Raw genomic sequence first — 5,834 nt, 5'->3', positions numbered from 1 at the left:
GCAACACCGAACGAGCCGACGCACTTGCCCCTTGGCTGAACTACTACAACACTGAACGCAACCACACCGGCATCGGAACCACACCCATCAACCGCATGTGACCAACGTCACGGCCAGGTACAGCTAGGTGCCTCGGCTCTGTAGCTTGATTGCCAAGGGGAGGGCGCATCGGGGCTGCACTGTATGCACTTCAATAGTCGTCTAACTCGGTAAGCTCCGAGGAATGTCTGTCAACGAAGCGAGGAAATGTTGAACGAAGACGTAGCCATTGATCCAGGCGAGTTGAATCTCGATCTAAAAAATCCACGAATGCCGGATGCAGAATTCTTGGACCAATCTGAGGCCGTCCAGTATCTCGCAGATCATGCGGACGTATCAGAACTTGTACAGTCGATTGCTACGTCCGGATGGTACGACTACGAACCGCTCATTGTGTTGCGTGGCGAGAACGTTGTCCTAGAGGGCAACCGACGGCTGGCGGCGCTAAGGTTGATCGCTGATCCGGATCTGGCAAAGTCTCTCGGTGTTGCAATCCCTGAACCGCTTCACGCTAATGCGAAGCCAGACGAGGTGAGAATACGCTTTGTCGATCATCCCCGCGAGGCTAGAGACTTTATCGGCTTCAAGCACATCAACGGTGCGTTCAAGTGGGACTCTCTTGCCAAAGCCAAGTATGCGGCCCAGTGGTTGGATGACGACGGAGAAATCAACACGGTCAGCCAACGCCTGGGTGACAATCACAACACCATCAGTCGTTTGGTAAATGGCTGGAAGGTGCTGCAACAAGCCGAGGCGAATGGTTTTGATCGAGAGGCAATTTCTAGGCGGACTTTCGCGTTCTCACATCTATACACCGCAATATCTCGTCCCGCCACTCGCGAATACCTTGGGCTTCCCGACGTTTCAGAAGGCCTGCTAGGTAAAGACCCAGTACCGAGGGCAAGTTTGGCTGAACTCGGGCGGTTCACGTCATGGCTTTACGGCCAAAAAGATGAACCAGCAGTCATTCAAAGTCAGAATCCTGATCTTGGTCATCTTGTTCAGGTTCTCGGAAACAAGTCCGCTCTGGCCACGCTGGAGGCGACTCGGAACCTGGATCGGGCATACGACATAGCCGAGGACAAGACCACCAAGTTCTCAGCATTGGTTTACAAGCTTGTTCAGGATGTTGAAGAAGCGCTGAGGTTGAGCGGAAGCTACGACGGCGATCCTGCACTCGTGGGAGTAACCGAAAGCATTAGCCGGTCCGCGAGGGTGCTGAGTTCAACTGTCAAGGCTGGAATCGCCGAGGATGCCAATGACGATTAATGCCTATTCTGCGACCGATAGTCGCAGCAGGCTGGCTGATTGGATTGAGCTTTCGGCTCTTTCGGCAACGAATCACTCGCAGACCAGAGAGCAATTCATCCGTGCAACGGCTTCTCTCGATGAGCCAGCGTTTGATGCGGAAGACGAAGATCTGGGCGACGATGAAGAGGATGAGATCGACGGTGCCGGGTCTCGGTACATTCTGGATGAGCGCCTTGAGAATCTGGCTGATCGTGCCCTGAGCGAGCTTGAGTACAGAATTGCCGTCTTAGGCGAGAACTATCCATTTCACATCAGCGGGCGCGGAACTTCGTGGAAGCTTCTGTATAGCCCGGCTAAAAGCGGGCAGAGGCGCTTCGCGCAATATACCTATGTAGCCTGTCTTCTGGTCTCAGCCATCAAATTCGACTATCTCTCGCTGCACAATTTATCGAAGTCGTACAAGGCTATGGCGGAGCATTTCCAGCTTCTCGCTTTTCTCGTGGCCCCGGAGATTCTCGGCGGGAAAGCCTATTGGATGGGGTGGCCTCGGCCAGATAAGACCGTTTCGCTCCGAGATGCTCTTACCGAGCTATCGAGTCAGATGGATCTCGGAGAGTTGCATACGAAAGCTCCAGCCTGGAACTCAGCGTGGGCGAAAGACGGAACCGTCGATCTGGTTGTGTGGAAGCCCTTCGTCGGGCGCAGCCCGGGTTCAATCGTCCTCTATGGGCAGGTAGCTTCCGGTAAGAACTGGAGGACAAAGCCTCTACGTTCATACATAGACCCGTACTTCACCGAATGGTTCTCCGTGACACCGTCACGTGACTTTCTGCAGTCGATGTTTATTCCATTCCCGCTTCATGACGAGTGCAAGCCCAAGAAAAGCCAGTCATTTGACGCACTGGCTCGTTCGGAAGCGATCCGTGACGAACGAATATTTGGTCTGGTCATTGATCGGCTGCGGATGACTGATCTAGCGGCGCAAAGCTATAGCCGTCTCAAGTCGGGAGCTATGGTCCAAGACGTAGTGAAGGAGAAACTCGTAGCACTCTTTCGGTGGCGTATTGATGCCGAAAAGCTGGCGGCCTAGAAGTCGGTCGCGAGTCCGTCTGAGAACACCATTAGTTCGTTCATAATGCCGGGATTATGAGCCGAATAATAAAGCGAGAACACCTGTTGTTGGCGCGCCGAGTAGAGATCTCTAATCACAGGCACGTTGTCATAAGTCAAGATCCATTTACTAGCGGCGCGCTCATTTAGCGCCGAGGCCAAGGCCTCATGCTGCGCGGCTGTAAAGGAGTTCATATACAGGTAGCTGCCCTTATCAAAATAGGGCGGGTCGGCATAAATCAGTGTCTCGGGAGTGTCCGCGAACTCTGTAATTATTTCCAGCCCGTCTGCATTGCGGACCTCGATTGAATCTTTTCGCTCCGCGATTTTCAGCATCATATGTAGCAGTGATGGCTTGTTGTATCTCGCATCGATTCGGTACGTCCCAGATTGGGCTTGTCCGCCGATCACTCCGGCGTTCATCACGCCCGAACGGCTTGTCCGATTAAGAAAGAAGGCGGAAAAGCCCAGCGTCAGCGGGTCTGTAACATCTTTTGAAGCATAGATTTCGCGCTGTGTCCGCCACTCATCGAGGGTTACCTCTGTTTCTCTGACGAGCGTACGAAACCGTTCTCCGTCGTTGACAATCGAGTGCCATAGCGACCAGATGGCCGGATCGAGATCGTTCACGACGATGCTCGAAACTCGCCCTTGGAGTAGCAGAGCTATTGCTGCTCCCGCGCCGCCCGCGAATGGCTCTACGTACTTGGCAGGTTTCTCGAAGTTGTGGTCAAGAACCTTTAGGAGGAAGTCTGTGAGGGAGCTTTTTCCGCCTGGGTAGCGCAGAGGGCTGTAGCCCAGAGTGCGCTTGGGCTGGATAAGGACCACGGCACACTCCCAAGAAGACTTCGTGGCGGTGCCACTCGATACTAAGAATCCTACGGGTTTGGTCGAAAACATCGAATTCCACGCGCCGCAAACCGTCGATTGACTCCGGCCATGCGCGCGTTTTTGTCACGGCCCGAATAGCCAGAGGGATAGCCATCGCTCCGGCATCCGCAGGCATGCCTGGATACGTCAGGACTATCATTTTCATATGAAGACACGTCCAGAGACGCGGGCGAACGCTGCGCCTAGAACTACGGATCAGAAGGCCGGGGGTTCGAATCCCTCCGGGCGCACCACCCGAAAACCCTCGCCTCGGCGGGGGTTTTCCTGGTTTCGGCTCTCCCAGCCTCGCTGATCTGTAAAAATTCGGCCGCTTTTTTTACACATCGCCGCAACGTGTCATAACTCTTTACACATGACGTGGACGCCGGATGCCCCATACAACAGCCTTCCCGATCTTCCGCCACGCGGGGACGTCGAGTCGAAGACGGTGCTGAGAGCGGTCATCGGGGCGCGATCGGCTCTGGCAGCGATGGAGCAGGCGGCTCGCCGGATGACGAACCCCATGGTTCTCATCAACTCGCTGCCCCTCCTCGAAGCGCAGGCGAGCTCAGAAATCGAGAACATCGTCACCACCGCCGACGAACTGTTCAGGTTTGCCGCCGACGAGTCGGGAACCAGCAACCCGGCAACAAAGGAGACGCTGAGCTACCGCACGGCTCTCTTTGCGGGCATTGACCTGATCAGGGCGCGCCCTCTCTCTGCCAATACGGCGATTGAGGTGTGTTCGATCGTCAAGAACCGTCGAATGGAACTCCGCAGGCTCCCAGGCACCTACACCGGTAATCCGACGACCCGCGCTGCCATCTACACGCCGCCGACGGGTGAGGCGATCATCCGGGACAAACTCGGCAACTGGGAACGGTTCGTCCACGCATCGACCGAGATGGATCCACTGGTCAGCATGGCAGTGGCGCACTATCAATTCGAAGCCATCCATCCCTTCGAAGACGGTAATGGCCGCACGGGCCGCATCGTCAACGTACTCATGCTGATGGATGCCGGGCTGATCAGTGAGCCGATTCTGTATCTGTCGCGCTTCATCATCAAGAGAAAGGCTGAGTACTACCGGCTTCTGCTCGAGGTGGCCCGAGAGGGGAACTGGGAGGGATGGATTCTCTTCATGCTCGAAGGCATCCGGGCGACGGCCCTGAGTACGATCGCCAAGATCGACCGGATCCAGGCCCAGCAGGAGGACATGCTTGCGACGATCCGGATCGTGACATCGGGCGCCAATGCGGACCTCCTTGCTGTGCTCTTCGAGCAGCCGTACTGCCGTATCGCCAACGTGGTTCAGCGATGCTGGGTCTCACGCCCGACGGCCACAAACTGGTTGAACGGTCTCGTGGAACGGGGAGCGCTTCGAGACATGCGGGCGGGCCGCGAACGGATATTCATCAATACCGGCCTTGTCGATCTCCTGGTGGGGCCCGAATCGGAGAACCTGACTGTGCCGGCAACAATCTGAACCGCGAGGCGGTGCGCAGGCAGGGATGTCGGCCGCGCGCACGCGGGAGGTGCGGCGGCCCGGTGGGGGACCGGGCCGCCGCGGTCCGACGGGAACTGCCGAGGTGGGCTGTCGGACCTGCCGGCACCCTCGGGGATGTGGTGCCGACGCATGAGGAGCGTCGGCGGTGGCGGCAGAGCACGCAGAGGCGGAGGAGGCGGGCTGTTCCCGCATCGACCGGCCCCACATCGTCCGACGGTTCGCGCACGACGCTGAACCGATTCGGCGGGGTCCGGGCCGATCAATAGGGCCCAAAGTATCAGACGGCGCCGACAGCGGCAAAGCGACTCGAACCCCGGGCGGCGACTGGCGCCCGCACCCGTCGACCCGGCAAGCTGGCAGCATGCACCAACACGAAGACCGTTCGCCGGGCGGCGCCCGCGACATCCACACGCCTCGTGACCCCGAGTCAGTGCAGGCGGTGTGGGATGAGCGCTACGCCGACCGCGGCCAGCTCTGGAGCGGCGAACCGAACGGGGCGCTGGTCGCCGAGGTCGCGTCGCTGCCGGCGGGCCGTGTGCTCGATGTGGGCTCCGGCGAGGGTGCGGATGCTCTGTGGCTCGCCGAACGCGGGTGGCAGGTGACGGCGCTCGACGTCTCGCAGGTCGCACTCGATCGGGCCGCGGCCGAGGCCCGCGCGCGGGGGCTCGAGGTGGCCTGGCTGCATTCGGGGCTGGTCGAAGCGGCTCTGGATGCCTCGTTCGACCTCGTCACGGCGCAGTATCCCGCGCTGCTGACGACCGAGGGCCGCGAGGCGGAACATGCGCTGATCGACGCGGTCGCGCCCGGCGGCACGCTGCTCGTGGTGCACCACCCCGCGCCGACCGCCGAGGAGGCCCACGCCCACGGGTACGACCCGTCGGACTACGTCACGCCGGCCGACGTCGCCGCACTGCTCGGCCCCGACTGGCTGGTCGAGGTCGACGAGACGCGGCCCCGCAGCGTCGCCTCCGGCGCGGGCGCGCACCACACCCGCGACGTCGTTCTGCGCGCCCGCCGCCGCCCGGCCTGACCCCGCCCGTTTTGCCCGCCCGCTGAC

5 protein-coding genes are annotated in these 5,834 nt (G+C 59.3%); 4 read left to right on the top strand and 1 reads right to left on the bottom strand.

Features of this window, described 5'->3' with window-relative positions; translation table 11 throughout:
• Positions 1-246 precede the first annotated feature (246 nt).
• Together C5B96_RS16665 and C5B96_RS17245 are read left to right on the top strand one after the other, a co-directional pair.
• Positions 247-1,308 (top strand): hypothetical protein, encoded by a 1,062-nt coding sequence (locus C5B96_RS16665; RefSeq protein WP_104246489.1) that lies wholly within the window; start codon positions 247-249, stop codon positions 1,306-1,308.
• Positions 1,298-2,380, top strand: a complete 1,083-nt coding sequence (locus C5B96_RS17245; RefSeq protein ID WP_146078236.1) for a hypothetical protein — start codon at positions 1,298-1,300, stop codon at positions 2,378-2,380. The genes C5B96_RS16665 and C5B96_RS17245 overlap by 11 nt, the downstream gene beginning before the upstream one ends.
• On the opposite strand, the gene C5B96_RS16660 is transcribed toward C5B96_RS17245, so the two are convergent.
• Positions 2,377-3,228 (bottom strand): DNA adenine methylase, encoded by an 852-nt coding sequence (locus C5B96_RS16660; RefSeq protein ID WP_158507228.1) that lies wholly within the window; start codon positions 3,226-3,228, stop codon positions 2,377-2,379. The two genes, C5B96_RS17245 and C5B96_RS16660, sit on opposite strands and share 4 nt — an antisense overlap.
• A gap of 415 nt (positions 3,229-3,643) precedes the next feature.
• On the opposite strand from C5B96_RS16660, the gene C5B96_RS16655 reads away from it, so the two are divergent.
• Complete coding sequence (locus C5B96_RS16655) at positions 3,644-4,756, top strand: Fic family protein (protein ID WP_104246487.1); 1,113 nt, start codon at positions 3,644-3,646, stop codon at positions 4,754-4,756.
• A 382-nt stretch (positions 4,757-5,138) separates the two neighbouring features.
• Positions 5,139-5,807, top strand: coding sequence for a bifunctional 2-polyprenyl-6-hydroxyphenol methylase/3-demethylubiquinol 3-O-methyltransferase UbiG (locus C5B96_RS16650; protein WP_104246486.1), 669 nt, complete (start codon positions 5,139-5,141; stop codon positions 5,805-5,807).
• Positions 5,808-5,834 lie beyond the last annotated feature (27 nt).

This window comes from Subtercola sp. Z020 (genome assembly GCF_002931235.1).
GTDB lineage: Bacteria > Actinomycetota > Actinomycetes > Actinomycetales > Microbacteriaceae > Subtercola.
This window is presented reverse-complemented; position numbering and strand designations above follow the sequence as displayed.

Bases quoted from the DNA above. Each gene is read 5' to 3' on its own strand.
- C5B96_RS16665 (WP_104246489.1), top strand. From the start codon at position 247: ATGTTGAACGAAGACGTAGCCATTGATCCAGGCGAGTTGAATCTCGAT.
- C5B96_RS17245 (WP_146078236.1), top strand. From the start codon at position 1,298: ATGACGATTAATGCCTATTCTGCGACCGATAGTCGCAGCAGGCTGGCT.
- C5B96_RS16655 (WP_104246487.1), top strand. From the start codon at position 3,644: ATGACGTGGACGCCGGATGCCCCATACAACAGCCTTCCCGATCTTCCG.
- C5B96_RS16650 (WP_104246486.1), top strand. From the start codon at position 5,139: ATGCACCAACACGAAGACCGTTCGCCGGGCGGCGCCCGCGACATCCAC.